Source organism: Streptomyces bungoensis, from assembly GCF_001514215.1.
Taxonomy (GTDB): domain Bacteria; phylum Actinomycetota; class Actinomycetes; order Streptomycetales; family Streptomycetaceae; genus Streptomyces; species Streptomyces bungoensis.
In genome coordinates, this window is record NZ_KQ948873.1 from 66,279 (window position 1) to 86,906 (window position 20,628).

Below are 20,628 nucleotides of genomic sequence, written 5' to 3' on the forward strand. Positions count from 1 at the left end.
AGAGGACCGATCGACGATGACTACCCTGGCCCCCTTCGCCCCTGTGGCTCCCCCGGAGCCCGGCCTGACCCCCGAGGAGATCGTCGCCCGGGCCGAGGCCCTGGCCGCGACCCTGGTCGAGCGGCAGGCCGAGACCGAGCGGCGCGGCTTCTACGCCGAGGACACGCACGAGGCCTTCGCTCGCGCCGGCTTCTACCGGATCCTCGTACCGCGCCGTTACGGCGGCTACGAGTTCGGCCCGGAGACTTTCGTGAAGGTCTCCATGGCGCTGGCCCGCGGCTGCCCGTCGACCGGCTGGATGTACCTCTTCGGCGCGGCGCACGCGCTGGTGGTGGGCACCCTGTTCGACGAGGCCACCCAGGCGGAGCTGTTCGCCGGCGGCGACTTCATCTGCCCCGCGACGGTCGCCCCGGCGGGCTCCGCCCGGCCCGACGGCGAGGGCGGCTGGCTGCTCGACGGCACCTGGAGCTACTGCTCCGGCGCCCCCTACGCCACCCACTTCATCGGCCACACCCTGGTGGCCCGGGGCGAGGGCGAGCCGCCCGCGCCGATGCTGTTCATCGTCCCGCGCGAGCAGTTCGAGCGCCTGGACGACTGGGGTGCCCAGCTCGGCCTCAAGGGCAGCGGCTCGCACAGCATCCGGATCGAGGGCGGCCGGGTGCCCGGCAACCACACGCTCGGCGGGCACCTGAGCCAGATGGCGGTCACCGAGGACCTCCCGGGTCGCCGTCTGCACGGTCCCGAGTACGGCGGCGGTCCGCTCAGCTTCATGCTGCTGGAGCTCGGTGTGCTCGCGGTGGGCATGGCCAAGGGCGCGCTGGACGCGTACGAGGAGCTGATGCGCTCCCGGACGACGGCGTTCTTCCCCATCGTGCCGCGCACCGAGGATCCCGACTTCCAGTTCCGCTACGGCGAGGCGACCGGCATGATCGCCGCGGCCGAGGCGGCGGTGCTGCACGCCACACAGCAGTGGCAGGACCTGTGCCGGAAGGATGCGGCGGCCTTCACCCGTGAGGAGGAGCTGCGGCTGGCCACCATCAGCCGGGAGGCCGTGCGGCTTGCCTGGCGGGCGGTCGAGGGTCAGCTGTTCCCGACCGCGGGGTCCAGCTCGGTGCGGGCCGGGGAGCGTATCGAGCGGGTCTGGCGCGACCTGTCCACACTGCACAGCCACGCCGGGAACGGCGTCTTCCTCTCCTCGCTCGCCAACCGCGAGCTGGCCCAGGCGCACTTCGGCACCGGCGTCCGGTGAGTGCCGCCGCGCTGCGCCCCTGGACACCGCATTCGCATACGAGTCCACGTCCGACAGATCGGGATGAACCCATGGAACAAGGCTGCCCCTTCGCCCTCGACACCACCGGCCGCGACATCCACGGCGAGGCCGCGGCCCTGCGGGCCCAGGGCCCGGCGACCCGGGTGGAACTGCCGGGTGGTGTGTTCGCCTGGTCGCTGAACGGCCACGCGGTGATCAAGCAGGTGCTCGCCGACCCGCGCGTGACCAAGAGCGCCCGGACCCACTGGCCGGCCTTCGTCAACGGTGAGGTGCCGCCGGACTGGGAGCTGATCAGCTGGGTCGCGATGGACAACATGGTGACGGCCTACGGCAAGAACCACGTGCGGCTGCGCAAGCTGGTCGGCGCGGCGTTCACTCCGCGCCGCGCCGAGGCGTTCCGGCCGCGTGTGGAGGAGCTGACCGACCAGCTGCTGGACGCGCTGGAGCAGGTGAAGCCGGGCGAGACGGTGGACCTGCGCGAGCGGTTCGCCTACCCGCTGCCGGCCCGGCTCGTGGCCGATCTGATCGGGATGCCGGAGGAGGCCCGCGCCAAGACCGCCAAGGTCATCGACGCGATGGTGGACACCACCATCACCCCCGAGCAGGCCCAGGCCGTGCTGGCGGGCTGGCGCGGCGCGATGGCCGAGCTGATAGCCGACAAGCGGCGCGAGCCGGGTGAGGACATCACCAGCGACCTGGTCGCCGCCCGCGACGAGGACGGTTCGCGGCTGTCCGAGGACGAGCTGACCGACACGATCTTCGCGATCCTCGGAGCCGGCTCGGAGACCACGATCAACTTCTTCGACAACGCCATCACCGCGCTGCTGAGCGACCGCTCCCAGCTGGAGCTGGTCCGTTCCGGACGCGCCACCTGGGACGACGTGATCGACGAGACGCTGCGGGTGGAGTCGCCGCTGGCGCATCTGCCGCTGCGGTACGCGGCGGAGGACATCGAGCTGGACGGGGTGACCATCCCGAAGGGCGACCCGATCCTCGTGAACTACGCGGCGGTGGGCCGCGACCCCGCGCTGCACGCCGAGGCACCGGAGACTTTCGACCTCACGCGGACCGACAAGTCCCACCTGTCGTTCGGATTCGGCCCGCACTACTGCATGGGCGCGGGCATCGCCCGTCTGGTGGCCACGACCGGCCTGTCCCGGCTGTTCGAGCGCTTCCCCGACCTGGAGCTGGCCGTCGAACGTGACGCGCTGCAGCCGCTGCCCACGTTCATCATGAACGGCCACCGCAGCCTGCCCGTGCGGCTGACCGCGAGGGTGCCCGCGGGCGCGGGCGTCCGCTGAGCCGCGCGCGCCGAAGGGCCGTCCGGGACGTCTCGTCGCGGGCGGCCTTTCGCGCTGCGGTGCCGCCGGCCGGCGGCGCCCGGCGGCACGCGTGAGCCCGCCCCGCGGTGGACGCGGGGCGGGCTCGTGGTGCACGCCGGGGAACCGTACGGCGGCCGGGGCTAGGCGGCGAGGGGCAGCGCGGCCTTGGCCGCGCCTTCCTCGACCCGGCGCAGCATGTCCGGGCTCATCAGCGCGTCCGGGGTGGCGACCAGGCCCGCGACGCGCATGAAGGTGGCCGTGACCTCGCCGTCGACGACGGCGGCGGCGTGCAGCGCGGCCATGAAGGCGCCGGACGCCTCCCACTCGGGAGTGCGCTCGCCCTCGACCTCGGGGTAGCCGAGGTCGGCGCCGGCGGAGAACTGCCAGGGCACCTCGATGACCTGTGCGATGTCCGCGAGGAACGCCGTCGGGTCCACCTCGCCCCGGCTCAGGTGCTCGCGCAGCACCAGCGCCTCCAGCGCGGCGACCGTCATGCCCTGCCCGTACACCGGGTTGAAGCTGCACGCGGCGTCGCCCAGGACCAGGAAGCGGCCGGGGAAGCGGGACAGCCGCTCGTAGCGGCGGCGCTGGCTGGCCGGGTAGCGGAAGACCGCGCCGTCGTCGACCGGCTCGGCGTCGTGGATGACGTCGTAGATGTCGGACACCGGCAGGGTGCGAGTCCACTCGAGGAAGCCCGGGAGGTCGGCGGGGGCGCTGTCGCCGAGGACGCCGGTGAGGGAGACCACGACGAGGCCGTCCTCGATCCGGGAAAGGAACGCACCGCGCCGGTGGCTCGGCGAGGAGACGGGGTTGATCGACAGGTCGCCGTCGAGCACCGCCTCGTCGCGCAGCCGGAACTTGCGCGTGGTGTAACTGAGGTCGATGCGGATGCGCTCCTCGTCGGGGCGCTCGTAGCCGAACTCCTCCAGCCACAGCGGGGTGCGCGAGCCGCGCCCGGTGGCGTCGACGACGAGGTCCGCGTCGATCGTCCGCTCCTGCGACCCCGCTTCCTGGGACTGCACGCGGACGCCGGTGACGGTGTCGCGGTATTCGTCGGTGACCAGCCCGACGATGTCGTACTGCTCCAGCAGGACCACGCCGGGCAGCGCCGAGACCCGCTCGCGCACCCGGCTCTCGAGTACCGGGCGCGTGGCCGAGACGCAGATCAGCCCGGTCGTACCGGGGCTGAGGCGGCGGCCGTTGAAGAACCAGCGCAGTTCGCCCAGATCTCCGGTCGGGATGCCGGCCTCGACGGCGTCGCGGGTGAAGCCGGGGAACAGCTCGTCGAGGATCTGCTGGCCGCGGGCGAGCAGCCCGTGGACGTGGCGTCCCTGTCCCACGCCCTTGCGGGCCGTGGTCGTTCCACTGATCGTGTCGCGCTCCACGACGAGCACCTCGTCGTAGGAGTCGGCGAGCACGCGCGCGGCCAGGAGCCCCGCCATGCTGCCGCCGAGCACCACCGCGCGCTCGCCCACCCTGTCGGTCATGGACCTCACCTTTCTAGCGATGCGGGTGCCGTCAGGCGGCGTGGCGCGGGCTGTTCTGGTACGCGGCGAGGAACCACTGGCCCTCGCGCTTGATGACGACCCAGGAGGCGTGGACGGCGCGCTCGGCGCTCGGCTCGGTCTCGCCGGGGGCGAGGATGCCGCCCTGGGTGATCAGGATGCCGGACTCGGCGTTGGCGAAGCGCAGGTCGACGGGGGTGCCGGTGACACGGGTGCCCTTGAAGGCGCCCTGGAACGCCTGGGTCAGGAAGGCGCGGATGGCGTCCCGGCCCTTCTGGAAGTGGCCCGGGATGATCATCGTTCCGTCGGGGGTGAAGACGTCGGCGAAGGCGTCGGCGTCGTGCGCGGCCCACGCCTCGACGACGCGCTGGGGCAGTGCGGCGATCGCGGCCTTGTCCTCGTCGGTCACGGCGGCGGTCTCGATGGTCTGCGCGGTCATGTGCTTCTCCTGGGTGTGGGGTCGGACGTGTCCGAGCGGGGTGTCGAGTGGCTGGAAGGGACTCAGATGTAGAGCGTGTTGGGCTCGAGACCGCACAGGACGCGGCCGTACAGCTCGTTGTTGGTGTCCGGATTCATCAGCGCGTGCAGGCTGACCGCCTGGATGTCGCGGCTGATGCGCTGCATCGGGACGTCGCGGTAGATGGAGGAGCCTCCGGAGGCCGCGGCGAGGATGCCGACGGCCTCCTTGGCGAGGCGGACCACCGCGCCCATGTCGGCACGGGCGCGGGCCCGCTCCTGCAGCGTGAACTCCTCGCCGGCCAGTCCCTTGGCGTCGACGAGGTCGGCCAGCCGGTAGGCGTGGAACTCGGCCTGGTCGATCTTCAGGGTGGCCTCGGCGACCTGGTGGTGGGTCAGCGGTGCCTGGGCCTGGGACTCGTAGGCGGTGTAGGTGAGGGTGCGGCCGGGGAGCCGCTCGAAGAAGACGTCGCGCGCGGCGCGGGCGAGGCCGAGGGCGGTGCCGACCGAGGAGGCGGCGGCGACGGGCAGCAGCGGGACGCGGTAGACGGGGCTCGCGGCGTTCAGCTCGGAGGCGTACTGGCCCTGCAGGATCGCCGGGAGCGGGATCACCCGCTCCTGCGGGACGAAGACGTCCTGGGCGACGGTGCTGACGCTGCCGGTGCCGCGCAGCCCGGAGGTGTCCCAGTCGTCGACGATCTGCAGGTCCGACATGGGCACGAGGGCCATCACCGGCAGATGCTGTCCGTCGGGCGTGGGCTGGACGGCGATGATCTCCTGCCAGTGGGCGTGGCGGGCGCCGCTGACGAAGCCCCACTTGCCGTTGACGACGATGCCGCCCTCGGCCGGCGCGGCCAGCGCGGAGGGGCTGAGCGTGCCGCAGATGCGCACGTCGGGGCTGGCGAACACCTCGTCCTGGACGCTGTCGGGGAACAGGCAGGCCATGAAGGTGGGGATCCAGTAGACCGACGTCGTCCAGGCGGCCGCCCCGTCGGCGCGGCCGAGTTCGGCGGCGACCTCGACCAGGGTGCGGGTGTCCGCCTCGTAGCCGCCGTACCGCTTGGGCACGCGCAGCTTGAAGAGTCCCGCCCCGGCGATCGCCTCGATCGTCTCGTCCTGCAGCCGCCGGTCGTCCTCCGCCTGCGCTGCGTTCTTCTTCAGAAGCGGTGCGAGGTCGCCGGCGCGCTGCACCAGGTGCGCTCGCGTGGGGATGTCGGCGGTGAGCATCGTGGGTCCTCCCGGAAGGTACACAGGTGTCGGTCGCCGGAAGCGGGACCGTGTCGCGCACCCGACGCTCACATCGCGGCCGCCCTCAAGGCACCTCCTTCGTTGCGGAGTTGAGCCGCTCACCGCGACTTCGGCACGTCGGCGCGGGATCCGGCCCGCTGCCGCACGCAGCAAGAAGCGCCCCCAGGCCGGCGGCTGCCACGATGAGGCTCATGACGGATCAGCAGCACGCCGGGGAAGGCCGCGAGAAGGCGACGACCACCCGTCCCCTGACGGGCGACGAGTACGTCGAGAGCCTGCGCGACGACCGCGAGGTGTACCTGTACGGGGAGCGTGTCAAGGACGTCACCGCGCATCCGGCCTTCCGCAACCCGGTGCGCATGACGGCCCGCCTCTACGACGCGCTGCACGACCCGGCCCACCGTGAGGTGCTCACCACCGGGACCGACACCGGCAGCGGCGGCTTCACCCACCGGTTCTTCACCACGCCCCGCAGCGCCGAGGACCTGGTGGCCGACCAGAAGGCCATCGCCGCCTGGTCCCGGATGAGCTACGGCTGGATGGGGCGCAGCCCCGACTACAAGGCCGCCTTCCTCGGCACACTCGGCGCCAACGCCGACTTCTACGCCCCCTTCTCGGACAACGCGCGCCGCTGGTACCGCGAGTCGCAGGAGAAGGTCCTGTACTGGAACCACGCGATCGTGCATCCGCCGGTCGACCGCAGCCGCCCCGCGGACGAGGTCTCCGACGTCTTCGTGCACGTGGAGAAGGAGACCGACGCGGGTCTGGTCGTCAGCGGCGCCAAGGTGGTCGCCACCGGTTCGGCACTCACCCACCACAACTTCATCGCGCACTACGGGCTGCCGGTACGCAAGAAGGAGTTCGCACTGGTGGCCACGGTGCCCACGGGCGCTGCGGGCGTGAAGCTGATCTGCCGCCCGTCCTACACGGCGATGTCCGCCGTCATGGGCAGCCCCTTCGACTACCCGCTGTCGTCGCGGCTGGACGAGAACGACACGATCCTCGTCCTGGACAAGGTCCTCATCCCGTGGGAGGACGTGTTCATCTACGGCGACACGGCCAAGATCCAGATGTTCTCCGGGCAGTCGGGCTTCCTGGAGCGGTTCACCTTCCACGGCTGCATACGCCTCGCCGTGAAGCTGGAGTTCCTGGCCGGCGCGCTGGCCAAGGCGCTGGAGATCACCGGGACGCAGGACTTCAGGGGGGTGCAGACCCGGCTCGGCGAGGTGCTCGCCTGGCGGAACCTGTTCTGGGGGCTGTCGGACGCGGCCGCACGCAACCCGGTGAAGTGGCGCAACGGGGCGGTGCTGCCGAACCCGCAGTACGGCATGGCCTACCGGTGGTTCATGCAGATCGGCTATCCCCGGATCAAGGAGATCGTCCAGCAGGACGTCGCCAGCGGTCTGATCTACCTGAACTCCAGCGCCGAGGACTTCAAGAACCCGCAGATCCGTCCCTACCTCGACAAGTACGTGCGCGGCTCGGGCGGTGTCGAGGCCGTCGAGCGCGTCAAGGTGCTGAAGCTGCTGTGGGACGCGGTGGGCACCGAGTTCGGCGGCCGGCACGAACTGTACGAGCGCAACTACTCGGGCAACCACGAGAACGTGCGCACCGAGTTGCTGTTCGCGCAGACGGCGAGCGGACAGATCGACGACTACAAGGCGTTCGTCGACCAGTGCCTGTCCGAGTACGACCTGGACGGCTGGACGGTGCCGGACCTCGACTCGTTCCCCGGGCTGCGCGAGGCCCGCGGGGGACTGCTCGGCGGCTGAGCGCGCTCAGATCCGTTCCAGCAGGTCGGCCAGGAACGGCGCGATCACGCCGGGCACCACCTTGCAGTCCAGGACGAGCGTGCCCGGGCAGCCGGCCGTGCGCCACCGCCGTACGGCGTCGAGGTCGTCCGGGCGGCGCACGGTGACCGCCCTGGCGCCCAGGCCGCGGGCCACCGCGGCGAAGTCGGTGTCGGCGAAGGACAGCGTCGCCGGGTCGGCGCCCTGCGGAGCGTACATGTGCTCCTCGAAGCCGTAGGCCGCGTCGTCGTAGACGACGACGAGCACCGGCCGGCCCGAGCGCACCAGCGTGTCCAGCTCGGACAGACCCATCAGCGCGCCGCCGTCGCCCACCGCCACCACGGTCATCCGGTCGGGGCGGCCCACCGCCGCGCCGACCGCGCCGGCCAGGCCGAGGCCGATGCTCTGGAAGGCGGCGCCGGTGAAGACGAACCCCGCCGGGTCGGGCACCGGCCAGTACATCCCGGGCCAGGCGATGAAGTGCCCGCCGTCCAGGACGAGCGTGCGTTCCTCGGGCAGCAGTGCGGCCAGGGAGCGGGTCAGGGTGCGCGGGTCGATCCGGTCGGCGGTGGACGCGTCCTCGTGGGTGAGGTCCGCCCATCCGGCGCGCGCCCGGGCGACCCGCGCGGCACACCGCCCGCGCCAGTCCGGCACGGGCAGCGTCCGCTTCTCCACCGCGTCGAGCAGCGTCACGGCGACGGCGTGAGCGTCACCGCACACCACGAGGTCGGCCCGCTGCGCCCGCTTGTGCCCGTCGATGTCGACCTGGACGACGGTGGCCGCCGGGTCGAGGATCCGGCCGCCGTGCAGGGTGAAGGTGTCCAGGCTCGCGCCGAAGGCGACGACGACGTCCGCTTCGCCCATCAGCGCGGCCGCGGCCGGTGCCGCGAAGCCGCCGCAGACCCCGAGCGACCAGGCGCTGTCGCGGAACAGCCCGCCGGCCATGACCGTGGTCGCGAACAGGGCGCCGAGGCGGTCGCCGAGTTCGCGCAGGATCTTGCCGGCGCCGGACTGCCAGGCGCCGAGCCCGGCCACGAGCAGCGGGCGGCGCGCACCGGCCAAGGCGTCGAGGAGCGGCTCCAGGTCCTGTTCGGCCGCAGCGCCCGACGCGCCGGCCGCGGCCGGTACGGCGGTGCTCGGCGTGTCGGGCAGCGTTCGGTTGAGCAGGTCGCCCGGCAGGAACACGGCGACGGGACGGCGCTCCTCCCGGGCGGCGCGTACGGCCGCGGCGGTGTCGGCGCGGGCGGTACGCGGTTCGGTGAGCCGGACGACGCGGACACCGAGCGCGGCCATGAGCGCGCTCTGGTCGATGTCGTGCGGCCTGGGGCCGCCCACCGGGGCGTCGCCGCACAGCAGGACTGCTCCGCTGCGGTTCTTGGCCGCGTCCGCCAGCGCGGTGACGGTGTTGGTGATGCCGGGGCCGTGGGTGGTGGTACAGATCGCGACGTCACCGGTCGCCCGGAAGTAGGCGTCGGCCATCGCCATGGCACCGCCCTCGTGCCGGGCCGCCGTGTACCGCACGCCCGCCGCGGTGAGCGCGGCCGTGGCCAGGATGTTCCCGCCGCCCACCACCCCGAACGCGTGCCGGATGCCACTGTCGGCGAGGGTCTGCCCCACGGCCTGCGCGAGTGTGGTCATGCGTGACTCCATGTTCATGGGTTGTGTCAAACAACTTACTGATCAGGCGGGACGTGCCCGTGCGGGTTGCGGGGCCCCGGGCGGGGCGCGGTACGCCGTCCGCCCGGGGGCCGGTGTGCCGTTCGGATCAGGCGAGTTCGAAGATGACCTCGCCGACGGTGATGTCGATGCGGTTGGTGCGCACCAGCTCCCAGCCGCCCTCCTCGAAGACCGACTCCCAGTCGTCGACGGTCGGCAGGAAGGTGCCCATCAGGTCGTGGCCGAGCTCGAAGCCGAGGGTGAAGACGGGCAGTTCGGTGTCGGGCAGCGCGGTGCGGGTGGCGTCGCCGATCAGCAGGCGCCGGGCCGCGGGAAACACCTCGCGCAGCCGGCGCAGGGTCGCCACGCAGTTCTCCCGCGGCCAGAAGTCGTGGCCCATCATGAAGCAGGTGAGCAGTTCGATGTCGGCGTACTCGGGACGGGGCTCGAGTCGCAGCACGTCGCCCTGCACGAACTCGGCGCGGTCGGCGAACCCTGCCTCGGCCGCCTCTTTGCGCGCCACGTCGAGGGACGGCTGGGCGATGTCGACGCCGACGCCCGTCGCGCCGGGATGGCGGTCGAGGATCTGCATCAGTCGTGCGCCGGAGCCGCAGCCGAGGTCGGCGACGCGGGAGAAGGGGAAGTCCACCCGGTCCATCGCGGCCCAGAAGGTGGGCGCGTAGGTGATCTGGTCGATCTCCCGGCAGGCGTAGGCGATGGCGGCGGCGTCCCGGTGGTAGTAGTCGCCGGTGCGGTTCTCGGTGCGCAGCACGGCCGGCATCTGCCGGAACAGTTCGGCGCTGCCCCGGGTGAGCCAGTGGAAGAACGACTTGTTGCGGTACATGTCGTCGAAGCCGTCGAGGGTGTGGACCACGGCGCCATCGCGCCGTACGAGCCCGACCGAGGCGAGGGCGCGGAACAGGCCGGAGGTCGACAGCGGGTCGAGGCCGGCCCGTGCGGCGAAGTCGGCGGTGTCCAGCGTCCGCGCGCGGTGCAGTTCGTCCAGGGCGCCGACCTCCCAGGCGGCGGCGATCGCCCATGCGGCCACGGCGGAGTTGTAGATGGAGGCAATGCCGCGCGCGTTGCCCTGTGCGATGTCAACAGTCACTGCTCAGCACCTCGTCCTTGGGAATCCGGGGATCTGCCACCCTTCGTTCCATGCTTCGGGCGAGGGGCGGGTGGGGCATCTTTGACATTGCTGTCCGGCGGCGGTGTCAGGCGGGCCGTGACGGCCCGGTCGGCGAACTCGGTCGTGAGTCCGCCAGTTCCCGCTCCAGGGCGTGCTCCAGCGGGGTCAGAGGCAGGCCGGTGAGCCGCTCGGGGTGGCCGGGCGCGGGCTCGTCCCGTGGATCGGGGCCGTATACGGGCGGCACCGGGCCGATCCAGACCCAGCCGAAGTCGGACAGGGACCAGTAGGCGGAGCGCAGCAGCTGCCGGGCCAGCCGCAGGGCGGCGGGCCGACGGCCGCCGGTGGTGTCCGGGCAGGGCGTGGAGGAAGTGGTCACGGGCCGACCGTCACATCCGTTCCCCGGCCGGCGCATCTCGCAGGGTGCGCCGCTCGGCGACCCGCTGCAGCGCGGCCTGCCCGCGCCGGCCCTCCTCGAGGGTGGGCGCGAGTTCCAGGGGTGCGCAGGCGTCGCCCTCGCGCAGAATGGCGGCGGCCCGGGTGAGCTGTGCGGAGACCCGGTCGAGGACGTCGGCCACCGGGCCCGCGTTGTGGGCGAGGACGTCGCCCCACAGCCACGGGTCGCCGCCCGCGCTGCGCACCGCGTCGCGCAGCCCGTTCCCGGCGAGTTTGAGGAACGCCTCGGAGCTGTCGGCGAACCGGGTGGCGAGGGCGGCGGCGATCAGGTGCGGACCGTGGGACAGTTCGGCGGCGATCCGGTCGTGCACGTGGGCGGCGAGGTCGATCCGGTACGCCCCGCACGCCTCGATCAGCGCGTCCACCGTCTCCAGCGCCCAGTCGGGCGTGGTCTCGAACGGGCACACCACCCAGGGCCGGCCGGTGAAGCGGCCGGCCGCCGCGGTGTCGTCCCTGGCGGGTGCGTCGGAGCCGGCCAGCGGATGTCCGGGCACGTACCCCTTGAGGTCGCAGCCGCGCAGCTCGGCCTCGGCGCAGACGATGTCCTTGGTGCCTGCCGTGTCGGTGTAGACGTGCCCGAGCCCCCTGCTCTGCGCGCTGTGCAGGACGTCGACGACGGCCGAGGGGGCGGTGGCGACGACGACGAGGTCGGCGGGGGGCAGTCCGGGCGTCCATGCGGTCCCGGCGCCGAGGGACACGGCCTCGTCCAGGGCCCGCGGGTCGTCGTCGATCAGGGTGACCCGGACGCCGGTGAAGCCGAGGGCGAGGGCGACGGAGGTGCCGGTGGTGCCGCAGCCGATGACAACGGCGGTGCGCAGGGTGGTGGTCATGGGGGCTCCTTGCGGCGGGGCGCCTTCGCGCCGTGGCCGGTGGGCTGCGGGTGGTGCGGGTAGGGCGGGTACGTGGGGGGCGGCGGCCGGGGTGGGGCGACCGCCGTGGAGCGAACCGCTCAGTGGTCGCAGCCGGGGTGGGTGAACTGGCCCGGCTTGCGGCCCTCTCCGGCGGGGCCGCGGTAGGCCTGTGCGATGTCGAGCCAGCGGTCGGCCTCCGCGCCGGTGGCGACGAGGGCCAGGTCGTCGCGGTGGCGGCGGCGGGTGACCAGGAGGCAGAAGTCCTCGGCGGGGCCGGTGACCTTGTTCTCGGCGTCCTCGGGGCCGTACGCCCACACTTCGCCGTTCGGGGCCGTCACCTCGATGCGGAAGGGCTCGGCCGGCGGGGTCAGGCCGCGCGAGAGGTAGCCGAAGTCCCGTGTGAGGAAGGCGAAGAAGACCAGGTGGCGCAGCCGTCCGGTGGGTTCGCGGCGGACGCCGAGGGCGTCGGCGATGTCCTGGCCGTGGCCGAAGATCTCCATGATCCCGGCGGAGGCGAGGACGGTCGGCGGCAGCGGGTTGACCAGCCACGGCACGACCTGGTTCTCGGGGACGGCGGCGAGGGCGTCGACGGACCGGCGGCCGAGGGCGCGGAAGCGGCCCAGCAGTTCGGCGGGCGGGAAGGCGTTGAACTGGCGCAGGGCGGCGTCGACGGCGGCGTCGAAGTCCCCCGCGGCGCCGGCGGCGAGCCGGGCGAAGGCCTCGGGGTCGCAGGCCGCGGTGCCGGCCAGGTGGAAGATGAAGGTCAGGTGGGCGATCTGGTCGGCGACGGTCCAGCCGGTGGCGGGGGTCGGCGTGTGCCAGGCCTGCTCGTCGAGGCCCTCGACGAGACGGGCGGTCTCCTCGATGTCGGTGGCCAGGTCCTTCACGACGTCGTTGAGCGTGCTCATGATCGTTTCTCCTTGGGTGGGTGAAGCGGTGGCGGGGGATGAGAGCGGGTGCCGCCGGTCAGCGGGCGGCGGACGATGCGGGGCGGACGGCTTCGCCGAGGCGGGCGCCGGTCCGGACGGCGGCGGTGAGCGCCGCCCAGGAGGCGAGTTCCACCAGTTCCCGGTCGCCGGGGTGGGCCGCGCGGAACGCGTCGATGTCCGTGTCGGTGATCTGGTGGGGGTTGAGGGCGATGAGGAGGGCGAGCCGGGCGGCGGGCAGCTGCCCGACCGGCAGGCCGTTGGTGGCCTCGCCGAGCCAGGCGCGGCTCGGGCCGGGCACGGTGCCGTCGTGCACGGCGAGTTCGGCGTGCAGCAGGTCGCGTACGGCTTCGGGGATCCAGCGCTCCGCCGCGGCGTCGACGGACGCCACGGCCCGGGAGAGGGCGCCGGCGACGGCCGGATTGGTCTTGGCCCAGTCGAGTCCGGCCGGCAGTGGAGCAGCGGGAAGCAGTCCGAGGGAGGCGCCGGGCGTCACGGTCCGGCCCCGGTCGGGGCGCAGGGCGCGGGCGACCATGCGCATCGCCGGTCCGCGGCCTGCGGCCGGGGCGGAGGCGGGGACGGGCGAGTCGGGCAGGAAGAGCCGGACCATCCGGTTGAGGTAGTGGAAGGTGACGGCGGTGCCCAGGATCTCCGGGGCCTCCTGTGCGTCGAAGGGTGCCGGTGTCTGTCCGGCGGCCGGGACGGTGCCCGCGCTGCGTGCCCACTGGGCGAGCGGTCCGTGGCGGTCGGCGGCGCCCAGGGTGGCGAGGGTGGCCTCGTGGACCTCGACGCAGTAGGGGCAGTCGTTGGCCTGGGAGACGGCGGTGGCGACGGCTTCCTTGGCGGCCCGGCCGACGCGGCCCTCGGCGAGGAGGGTCTCGCGCAGCAGCAGCCAGGCCGCGGCGAGTGCCTCGGGGGCCGGCGAGTGCAGCGCGAGGGGTGGGGCGACGATGCCGAACTCCTGTCGGGCCTGGGCGTAGACCTCGGCCACCGGGCCGCGGGCCGCGTCCTGCGGGACGGCCGTGATGTGCCGGATCTGCTGCAAGGAGCCCTTCAGCAGGATTCTTACGAGCGGTCGCACCGCCGCCTCCTGGTTCCCGGTTCGGATCGGGTTGCGTGAAGCAACTGACTGGACGAATGAAAGGTTTTGTGCAACTCACTGGGCCGTGAAGGGCCGCTCGAGGGGGTCACACCGTGGTGAGACGCTTCTGCTTCAGCAGGGGCAATACACCCGCGCGTCCGCTCTTGTGGCCGGTGGGCGCGGGGGCGCCGTAGGTGACATCCACTCCCCTGGCCCGGGCGGCGGCCACGATGTGCGGCACGGCGCGCTCGGCGAGTGCGGCGATGGTCATGGCCGGGTTGACGGTCAGTGCGCCGGGGACGGCGGAGCCGTCGGTGACGAAGATGCCGGAGTGGCCGCGCAGTTCGTTGGTGTCGTCGAGGGCCGAGGTGCCCGGGTCGTCGCCCATGCGGCAGGAGGCCAGCGGGTGGACGGTGTAGGCGCCGACGAGGTCGTTGGTCCAGGGCATCACCTTGGCAAGGCCGTCCTTCTCCAGAATCTCCTTCACGTCGGCGTCGGCCTGGTTCCAGCCGTGCCAGGTGTTCTCGGTCGGCTTGTACGACAGGTTGCCGCGGCCGAGCATCTGCTGGGAGATCCGGTGGGAGTTTCCGGTGGCGGGCGGTGGCCCGAAGACTCCTTCGTTGTCGTCCTCGGTCATGCAGAAGATCGTCAGCCAGGACTTCCAGTTCTTCAGGATCTCCTTCTTCTCCTTGCCGAACCAGGTCGGGCCGGAGGCGTCGGGGACCTGCGCGAGGATGGTGCCGAGGCCGGGCGGGAAGTAGAGCTGCTCCAGGGAGTAGCGGGAGTACTCCGGCAGGGATCCGTCGAGCTTGTCCCAGCTGGCCACGGTCGGGCCCTTGCCGATCGCGTTGGCGCCGTAGGGCAGTTCGCCGTCGCCGCGGGACAGGCCGAGGATCTGTGCGACCTTGTCCTCGTCGAGGACGGCCGTGTTGAGGCGCTCGCCGTTGCCGGAGAAGTAGCGGCCGACCGCGTGCGGCATCGTGCCGAGGTGGGCCTCGCTGCGCTGCAGGATGACCGGAGTGGCGCCGGCGCCCGCCGCCAGTACGACGATCTTGGCCTCGATGACACCGGAGCCGGCCTGCAGGCGGTAGTCCTCGTCGTCGACGATGTTGTAGTGGACGCGGTAGCCACCGTCGGCGGTTCGCTCCAGGTGCTGCACCTCGTGCAGGGGGCGGATCTGTGCGCCGTGGGCGAGGGCGGCGGGCAGGTAGTTGACGGTGAGGGACTGCTTCGCCTCGAATCGGCAGCCGGCCATCATGAAGTTGCAGTTGACGCACTTGGAGTTGTCGACGGCCGCGGCGAGCGGGTTGGCGGTGCGTCCGGCGTGGTCGCAGGCCGCCGCCCACAGGCCGCCCGAGTAGGAGGCCTCGCTCCAGTCGGGCTTGCTGACCGACAGGGACTCCTCGATGCGGTCGTACCAGGGGTCCAGGGTGTCGCGACTGACGGCCTGCGGCCACATCCTTCGGCCGATGCTGCCGTGCCGGTCGAATACGAACCGGGGGGCTCGCGGCATGGCTGCGAAGTAGACGACGCTGCCGCCGCCGACGCAGTTGCCGCCGAGCACGCTCATGCCGTCGCCGACGACGAAGTCGAAGATGCGGGTGTAGGAGGAGCCCAACTTGTAGTCGTGCTCGAACTCGTCGTTCTTCAGCCAGGGCCCGCGTTCCAGGACGGTGACCTTGGCGCCACCGGCGGCGAGGTGGTAGGCGGCGATCGCTCCGCCGAAGCCGCTGCCGACGACCAGGACGTCGGTTCTTTCGATCGCGTCGCTCATGCGGGGCTCCCGGTGGGGGTGGTGTCGGGGTGGGTTTCGGCCAGCTGCCGGCCGTAGCCGGAGCTCTTGAAGCGCCAGAGTCCGTCGGCGTCCGGCTGGGTGATGCCCATGGCCGTCAGACCCGGGTGGCCGTCCGCGAGGGCGTCGGCGGTGTGCAGGTGGGCCGCGGAGTCGTAGGCCATGTTGCAGAAGAGGGAGAGCAGGACCCAGAAGTCCTTCTCCGGATGGCCGGGGGTGGTCAGTTCCTGGATGAGGCGGACCCGGTCGTCGTAGTCGAGGGAGACGAAGGGCGGCACGGTCGCGTCCAGGGCGATGCCGGCCTTCTCGGCGTAGACCCGGGTGTGGCCGTTGACCCGGTCGGCCAGGTCTTCCAGGCCGTCGTGGATTCCGGTGGCGTCCCAGCGGAGCAGGTCGATGGCTCCGCAGTCGACCGCGCCTCCGCCGGTGCTGACTCCGGCGATCGCCCGGTCACCGGGCCACCGCTTCTCGCCCGGGACGATGGTGTCCGCGTAGGCCTCGAGGGTGAGGGTGGTGTCGGGCCCGATGTCGACCCTGCGCTCGGGGATTCTTCTCACTGCAGGCAACTGGGCCTCCGGTCAGGTCATTCGGGGTTCCTGATGGCGTGAGAAGAAAGCTAGAAGTGCTGGGTCTTTTCAAACAACCAACCAGAAGGGTGTTCGCCCGAACACCGGTCCGCGCACCCGACCCGCCAAAGTCGCACCATCCCCGCCGACGGCCCCGCAGAAAAAACAGGTCGTTCACTATGCTCTTTCCGGATGCGTTGTTTTCCGTGGCGTCCGGGCCGCTCTCACACGGTTCGAGGGAGTCCGGGCACGCCTCGATCTCGCCGAGGGGGAAGGGGAGAGGTGAACAGCAACGACAGATCTCTGACGCTGCCCGCCAACTTCACTCACCGGGTGCGGATAGAGGCGCTTCTGCCGGCCGATTCACCCCGTCTGAACGGTGTCGACGACAATCACGTGCGCCGCCTCGCCGACATCTACGCCACGCTGCCCCCCATTCTTGTGCACCGCGCGACCATGCGCGTGGTCGACGGAATGCACCGGGTCGCCGCGGCAGCCGCCAAGGGGCTCACCTCCGTGGAGGTGCAGTACTTCGACGGCGCGGACGAGGAAGCGTTTCTGCGCTCGGTGACGGCCAACATCGCGCACGGCTTGCCGCTGTCCGTGTCGGACCGCAAGGCGGCTGCCGAGCGCATACTGCGCTCCCATCCCGACCTGTCCGACCGGGCCGTCGCCGCCTACACCGGACTCGACGCCAAGACGGTCGCGACGCTCCGTCCCTGTTCGACCGCGGATTCTCCTCGGTCGAACATCCGGATCGGCGCCGACGGCCGCAGCCATCCGCTCGACCGCACGGCCGAACGGATCCGGGCCGCCGAACTCATGACCCGCAGACCCGATCTGCCGCTGCGGGCGATCGTCAAGGAGACCGGCCTGTCCCTGGGCACGGCCCACGACGTGCGCCAGCGACTGCTGCGCGGCGAGGCCCCGGTGCCCACGGGCCGCAGGACGCCCGCCCGACGCGAGCAGCCGGCCGCCGTGGACCGCTCCGCTTCCCCGGCTGCCCCGCGTGCACCGGGCACCGGCAACCCGGCCGGCGCAAACGTCTCCGCCGGCTCGAGCCGCACCCGCAGTTCGCTGGAGATCCTTCGCCGGCTCGCCGGCGACCCCTCCCTGCGGCACTCCGAGTCCGGGCGCCAGTTCCTGCGCTGGCTGCACACCCACTTCATGGTCGACGAGGCCTGGCGCCAGCAGGCCGAAGCGGTCCCTCCGCACTGCACCGGCACCGTCGCGGAGCTGGCCCTCCAGTGCGCGGGCGCCTGGAAGCGGTTCGCCGAAGACCTCGACCGGCGGCGGCTGACCCACACGACGCCCGCTCCACCACGGCAAGCGGCCCCCGAATCACGCCAGGGAGCATGATGCACAGACAGGGAGACACGGTGACCACCACCGCCATCGAAGCCGCTGTCCTTCGAGTCATCGACGAAATGCACGCGAATCTCGGCCAGGAACTCACCATCGACGACATGGCCCGCACAGCCATGTTCAGCAAATTCCATTTCACCCGGGTTTTCCGGGATGTGACCGGCACGTCTCCCGGCCGTTTTCTCTCCGCCCTGCGGCTGCAAGAGGCGAAACGCCTGCTCCTCCAGACGAATTTCAGCGTCGCCGATATCAGCAGCCAGGTGGGGTACAGCAGCGTCGGCACCTTCAGTTCACGTTTCAAGTCCTGCGTCGGCGTCTCGCCGAGCATGTTCCGGGAACTGGACGGATTCACCGCGGAAATCAGTCCCGGCCAACAGAACGAAGCGGCGGCCGAGCAGTCCCGGGGCACATTGCGCGGCCGTGTGCACCTGCCCGAGGACCGCGCGTCAGGCCACTGCTTCGTAGGCCTGTTCCCCACGCCGGTCCCGCAGGGGCGGCCTGTGCGCTGCGCCGTCCTGGACGGTCCCGGCTCGTTCGAGTTGCGCGACGTCCCGGCCGGCACCTGGCACGTGCTGGTTCACTCCGTGCCGTACGGCTACGAGCACATGCCGTCCGGAACCGGCGACCGTGACGTCGTCTCCGTGGGCAGCTACGGACCGCTGACCGCGCACGAGGACACCCTGCTGATGCCGGCCGAGATCGTCCTGCGCCCGCTGGACGCCCTGGACCCGCCCGTGCTCATGGCACTGCTCGACCTGCGCACCGACGCCCTGGACCGCATCGCCGGCTGACCGGATGGGCATGCGCGAGGGGGCGGGCACGGAGATCCGTGCCCGCCCCCTCGCGCATGCCCGGACGCGGTGCCCCGCCTCAGTCCACCGCCCGTATCGTCATCGGCAGTCCGCCCCGCATCCGCAGCGACATCATCGGCTCCGCAACTGCCCGGTGCCCGGGCACCACGGCCAGGTCGAGATCCCGGCTGACGAGCGCGGTGACGAACACCGCCTCCATCATCCCCAGGTTGCTGCCCACGCAGAACCGCGGCCCCGCACCGAAGGGGATGTAGGCGTAGCGGTGCCGGTGGGCGACGCGTGCGGAGTCGAAGCGGCCCGGGTCGAACCGCTCAGGGTCGTCCCACAGGTCCGGATGGCGGTGCAGGGTGTAGGGACACACCAGGACGTCGGCCTTCGCCGGCACGTCGAACCCGCCGACCCGGTCGGGTCCCTGGGCGATGCGCGGCAGGATCCACACCGGCGGATACAGCCGCATGGCCTCCTGCACGACCTGCGTGGTGTACGTCAGCTTGTGCAGATCCTCCGCGTCGGGCAGCCGGCCGCCGGCGAGCACGCCCCGGGCTTCCTCGCGCACCAGGTCCCGTACGTGCGGGTGACGGGCGAGGAGCAGCAGCGTCCAGCCGAGCGTGCTGGCGGTGGTCTCGTGGCCGGCCAGCAGCAGCGTGACCAGTTCCTCCTGCAGCAGTCGGCGGCCGAGAGCGGCGTTCTCGCGCTCGCGGGCGGCGAGGATCATCCGGGCGAACGCGTCGTCGGCGCCGTCCCCTTCCGTGAGGCGGGCACTGCGGTCGGCGACCAGTTCGTCGACGATCCGGGTGAGTTCCCGACGGGCCCGGCGAAACCGGCGCTGCGTGGAGAACGGCACCCATGTGGGCACCAGGCCCTGGGTGACCATGTCGAACATGGCCTGATCCTGAACGGCCTCGAAGGCGTGTGCGATGCCGCCGTGCGCGTCGAGCGGGGTGTCCATGAGGGTGCGGCCGAGCACGCCGAGGGTGAGCCCGGTGACCTCGTGCAGCACGTCGACCGGCGTGTCGCCGGCGCGCCGGCGCAGCAGCTCCACCAGCCGGGCCGACTCCTCGGCCACGGCCCCGGCCTGCGCGGCGATCCTCCCCGGCTTGAACGCGGGCTGCACATTGCGGCGCTGGGCGCGCCACAGCTCGCCCTCGCTGGTGAGCAGGCCGTCGCCGAGGACCTTGCGGGACTCCACCAGGCCGATGCCTTTGTGGTAGTTGCCCGCGTTGTCGGCCAGCACGTGTTTGGCGTAGTCCGGCCGGTTGAAGATGTAGAGCTTCTTCGGCCCCATGGAGACGCGGACGGCATCGGAGAGGTCGGCCGCGTCCCGCATCATGCCGAGCCGGTCCATCGCGAGCTTGCGCAGCAGGCCGGGCAGCCGCCACACGGGCGGCCCGGGCGGGTGGACGCTCATGGGCGCGCCCCTTCCGCGGGTTCGGCCAGCCGCCGGAAGCGGCCGTGGTGGAAGATCAGCGGCTCGCAACCCGGCAGGGCGTCCAGGGTGAGCACCCGTCCGAGGTGGATGGTGTGGTCGCCGCCGTCGTACGCCCGCCACCGGGCGCACTCGAAGTGCGCGGCCGCGCCTGCGATCAGCGGGGCGCCACCGGCCTGGCCGGGCAGCCAGTCCACGGCGTCGAACTGGGCGGCGCCCACCGGACGGGAGCGGTCGGCGAAGTGCCGGGCGACGTCCTCCTGGCCGGCGCCGAGGACCGACACCGCGAAGGTGTCGGTCCCGGCGAGGACCCGGTTCATGACGGCGTCGTTGCCGACGCACAGCAGCACCAGCGGCGGATCCAGTGACACCGAGGTGAAGGAGTTGGCGGTCATGCCGCGCGGGCTGGACCCGCCGACGGTCACGACCGTCACCCCGGTGGCGAAGGATCCGAGGGCCCGCCGCAGCCTCGCGGGATCGCCGGTGACGGCGTCCCGCGGCGGCGCGGCGGCCAGGGTACTCATGCCGCCCGCCCCGTCAGCGCCCGGCCTTGGGCGGTGTACGGCTCGAGGGCGTGGGCCAGTGCCTCGGGGATGAGCGAGGGCACGGTGTGGGTGTTGGGGCCGCGCATGCACGCGATCCGCTGGCGCCCGCGGGCGATCAGCACCTCCGAGCCGCCGGTCACCTTGACATAGTCGAAGGTGAACTCCAGCTGCGTCTGGCCGAGTTCGGCCAGACGCATCCGGATGGACAGCTCGTCGAAGGCGGTGATCTCGGCGAAGAACTCGCAGTCCACCTTCAGCGTGAACAGCTTCAGGTCGTGCTGCACGTCGGCCAGGACAGCCGGTGCCTTCTGCTGCAGGAACAGCTCCCGGCACCGGCCCTGCCAGCGCAGGTAGTTCACGTAGTACACGTTGCCGACGAGGTTGGTCTCCTCGAAGCCGACCGTGTGCCGGTACTCGAAGTAGTCGTCCGCCATG

Annotated in this window: 19 protein-coding genes; 5 read left to right on the forward strand and 14 right to left on the reverse strand. The window is 72.0% G+C overall.

Annotated features, from left to right (window positions below; genetic code table 11):
- The first annotated feature begins 16 nt into the window (after nucleotides 1–16).
- Both AQJ66_RS32245 and AQJ66_RS32250 read left to right on the forward strand, forming a co-directional pair.
- The gene (locus tag AQJ66_RS32245) at nucleotides 17–1,249 is read left to right on the forward strand and encodes an acyl-CoA dehydrogenase family protein (RefSeq protein WP_061929027.1); all 1,233 of its coding nucleotides are present in this window, start codon (nucleotides 17–19) and stop codon (nucleotides 1,247–1,249) included.
- Between the two features lie 71 nt (nucleotides 1,250–1,320).
- A complete protein-coding gene (locus AQJ66_RS32250; protein WP_061929029.1) occupies nucleotides 1,321–2,571 on the forward strand; it encodes a cytochrome P450 family protein in 1,251 nt (416 codons plus the stop codon).
- Nucleotides 2,572–2,732: 161 nt separating this feature from the next.
- On the opposite strand, the gene AQJ66_RS32255 is transcribed toward AQJ66_RS32250, so the two are convergent.
- The 3 genes from AQJ66_RS32255 to AQJ66_RS32265 form a co-directional block, all read right to left on the reverse strand.
- A complete protein-coding gene (locus AQJ66_RS32255) occupies nucleotides 2,733–4,079 on the reverse strand; it encodes an FAD-dependent oxidoreductase (protein WP_061929031.1) in 1,347 nt (448 codons plus the stop codon).
- A 31-nt stretch (nucleotides 4,080–4,110) separates the two neighbouring features.
- Entirely contained in the window at nucleotides 4,111–4,536 is a 426-nt protein-coding gene (locus tag AQJ66_RS32260) for an SgcJ/EcaC family oxidoreductase (RefSeq protein WP_061929033.1), read from the reverse strand.
- Between the two features lie 62 nt (nucleotides 4,537–4,598).
- Nucleotides 4,599–5,780 (reverse strand): acyl-CoA dehydrogenase family protein, encoded by a 1,182-nt coding sequence (locus tag AQJ66_RS32265; protein WP_061929035.1) that lies wholly within the window; start codon nucleotides 5,778–5,780, stop codon nucleotides 4,599–4,601.
- Nucleotides 5,781–5,992: 212 nt separating this feature from the next.
- On the opposite strand from AQJ66_RS32265, the gene AQJ66_RS32270 reads away from it, so the two are divergent.
- Complete coding sequence (locus tag AQJ66_RS32270) at nucleotides 5,993–7,573, forward strand: 4-hydroxyphenylacetate 3-hydroxylase family protein (RefSeq protein WP_061929037.1); 1,581 nt, start codon at nucleotides 5,993–5,995, stop codon at nucleotides 7,571–7,573.
- 6 nt (nucleotides 7,574–7,579) lie between these two features.
- Here the strand turns inward: AQJ66_RS32270 and AQJ66_RS32275 are convergent, their stop codons facing one another.
- The 8 genes from AQJ66_RS32275 to AQJ66_RS32310 form a co-directional block, all read right to left on the reverse strand.
- A complete protein-coding gene (locus tag AQJ66_RS32275) occupies nucleotides 7,580–9,229 on the reverse strand; it encodes a thiamine pyrophosphate-binding protein (RefSeq protein ID WP_061929039.1) in 1,650 nt (549 codons plus the stop codon).
- A gap of 127 nt (nucleotides 9,230–9,356) precedes the next feature.
- Nucleotides 9,357–10,355 carry a class I SAM-dependent methyltransferase gene (locus AQJ66_RS32280; protein WP_061929041.1) on the reverse strand — a complete coding sequence of 333 codons (999 nt, stop codon included), beginning with the start codon at nucleotides 10,353–10,355 and terminating at the stop codon, nucleotides 9,357–9,359.
- Between the two features lie 106 nt (nucleotides 10,356–10,461).
- On the reverse strand, nucleotides 10,462–10,752 hold the full coding sequence (locus AQJ66_RS32285) for a DUF6059 family protein (protein ID WP_061929043.1): 291 nt from the start codon (nucleotides 10,750–10,752) through the stop codon (nucleotides 10,462–10,464).
- A gap of 10 nt (nucleotides 10,753–10,762) precedes the next feature.
- Nucleotides 10,763–11,659, reverse strand: coding sequence for a prephenate dehydrogenase/arogenate dehydrogenase family protein (locus AQJ66_RS32290; RefSeq protein ID WP_061929045.1), 897 nt, complete (start codon nucleotides 11,657–11,659; stop codon nucleotides 10,763–10,765).
- A gap of 119 nt (nucleotides 11,660–11,778) precedes the next feature.
- Nucleotides 11,779–12,588: a TIGR03084 family metal-binding protein gene (locus AQJ66_RS32295; RefSeq protein ID WP_061929047.1), complete on the reverse strand. Its 810-nt coding sequence runs from the start codon at nucleotides 12,586–12,588 to the stop codon at nucleotides 11,779–11,781.
- Between the two features lie 58 nt (nucleotides 12,589–12,646).
- Entirely contained in the window at nucleotides 12,647–13,687 is a 1,041-nt protein-coding gene (locus AQJ66_RS32300) for a carboxymuconolactone decarboxylase family protein (RefSeq protein ID WP_061929049.1), read from the reverse strand.
- Nucleotides 13,688–13,793: 106 nt separating this feature from the next.
- Nucleotides 13,794–15,461, reverse strand: coding sequence for an FAD-dependent oxidoreductase (locus tag AQJ66_RS32305; RefSeq protein WP_061929051.1), 1,668 nt, complete (start codon nucleotides 15,459–15,461; stop codon nucleotides 13,794–13,796).
- Nucleotides 15,458–16,036, reverse strand: coding sequence for a DUF5987 family protein (locus AQJ66_RS32310; RefSeq protein WP_061929053.1), 579 nt, complete (start codon nucleotides 16,034–16,036; stop codon nucleotides 15,458–15,460). The genes AQJ66_RS32305 and AQJ66_RS32310 overlap by 4 nt, the downstream gene beginning before the upstream one ends.
- A gap of 318 nt (nucleotides 16,037–16,354) precedes the next feature.
- Between AQJ66_RS32310 and AQJ66_RS32315 the strand changes: the two genes are divergently transcribed.
- The gene (locus AQJ66_RS32315) at nucleotides 16,355–17,404 is read left to right on the forward strand and encodes a ParB/RepB/Spo0J family partition protein (RefSeq protein ID WP_061929124.1); all 1,050 of its coding nucleotides are present in this window, start codon (nucleotides 16,355–16,357) and stop codon (nucleotides 17,402–17,404) included.
- A 20-nt stretch (nucleotides 17,405–17,424) separates the two neighbouring features.
- Entirely contained in the window at nucleotides 17,425–18,201 is a 777-nt protein-coding gene (locus AQJ66_RS32320; protein WP_061929122.1) for a helix-turn-helix domain-containing protein, read from the forward strand.
- Nucleotides 18,202–18,280: 79 nt separating this feature from the next.
- Here the strand turns inward: AQJ66_RS32320 and AQJ66_RS32325 are convergent, their stop codons facing one another.
- Genes AQJ66_RS32325 through AQJ66_RS32335 form a run of 3 tightly spaced genes read right to left on the reverse strand, consistent with a single transcriptional unit; the run spans nucleotide 18,281 to nucleotide 20,627 of the window.
- The gene (locus AQJ66_RS32325; protein ID WP_061929054.1) at nucleotides 18,281–19,630 is read right to left on the reverse strand and encodes a cytochrome P450; all 1,350 of its coding nucleotides are present in this window, start codon (nucleotides 19,628–19,630) and stop codon (nucleotides 18,281–18,283) included.
- Entirely contained in the window at nucleotides 19,627–20,172 is a 546-nt protein-coding gene (locus AQJ66_RS32330) for a flavin reductase family protein (RefSeq protein WP_061929056.1), read from the reverse strand. Before AQJ66_RS32330 ends, AQJ66_RS32325 begins: the two co-directional genes overlap by 4 nt.
- Nucleotides 20,169–20,627, reverse strand: coding sequence for an acyl-CoA thioesterase (locus tag AQJ66_RS32335; RefSeq protein WP_061929058.1), 459 nt, complete (start codon nucleotides 20,625–20,627; stop codon nucleotides 20,169–20,171). Before AQJ66_RS32335 ends, AQJ66_RS32330 begins: the two co-directional genes overlap by 4 nt.
- Nucleotide 20,628: the final 1 nt, after the last annotated feature.